The organism is Streptomyces tricolor (genome assembly GCF_002155905.1).
In the GTDB taxonomy this organism is placed as follows: domain Bacteria; phylum Actinomycetota; class Actinomycetes; order Streptomycetales; family Streptomycetaceae; genus Streptomyces; species Streptomyces tricolor.
Genome location: NZ_MUMF01001062.1, coordinates 1 through 750 on the forward strand (window position 1 = coordinate 1; position 750 = coordinate 750).

The window sequence follows — 750 nt, forward strand, 5'->3', positions numbered from 1 at the left end:
GCCCACCGCCCCGTACCGCCGTCGTGGCCGGGCACGGTCGCTCGGCCCCCGAGGCGCGGCCCGGCGGCACCGGACCCCGCTCGGCCTCCCGCCGTCACTTCTTCTTCCGCCCCTTGAGCAGCAGCTTGTGCAGGCTCGCCGGGACCGGTCCGCGGGTCGTCGCCGGTGTCGGGACGGGTGACTCGGCCAGGCTGCCGGCCGGCAACGGCGCCACGGAACCCGTCGGCACCAGGCGGAGCACCCGGCACTCGCGGGCCCAGCGGTCCGGCATCCGCTCGCCGTCGGGGGCGTTCAGCCGCTTGCCCTTCAGCTCGGCGACGGCCGCCGCCCACTCCTCGGAGCCGGACGCCAGCTCGGACACGGTCACCGCGAACGTCACCAGCCGGCCGCCCTTGTCCTTGCTGCGCACGCTCACCTCGGCGGAGCCGCCGTCGGCCAGCCCCGTCAGCGGCTGCTCACCGGGCCCGTCACCGACCACGCACACCGCGCCCTCGTGCCATACATGCCACAGCGCACGCGCGGCCGGAGCCCCGGCGCCCCTGACCCAGATCAGGCCGGACTTCTTCGAGGCCTCCTCGATGAGGGCCCGGTCGAGCAGCTCGCTTGTCATGCGCCCCAGCCTAACCAGGCCGGCGCGGCCCGCTCACAGCCAGCCGTTGCGCTTCAGCGTGCGGTGGATGCCCAGACACAGCATGACCGTGACGCCCATGATCACGGGGTAGCCGTACTTCCAGTGCAGCTCGGGCATGT

The 750-nt window shown here is 74.3% G+C and carries 1 protein-coding gene; it reads right to left on the bottom strand.

Features of this window, described 5'->3' with window-relative positions; genetic code table 11:
* Window positions 1-94 precede the first annotated feature (94 nt).
* Window positions 95-610, bottom strand: coding sequence for a hypothetical protein (locus CCN44_RS42725; RefSeq protein WP_059252454.1), 516 nt, complete (start codon window positions 608-610; stop codon window positions 95-97).
* Window positions 611-750: the final 140 nt, after the last annotated feature.

Bases quoted from the DNA above. Each gene is read 5' to 3' on its own strand.
- CCN44_RS42725 (WP_059252454.1), bottom strand. From the start codon at position 610: ATGACAAGCGAGCTGCTCGACCGGGCCCTCATCGAGGAGGCCTCGAAG.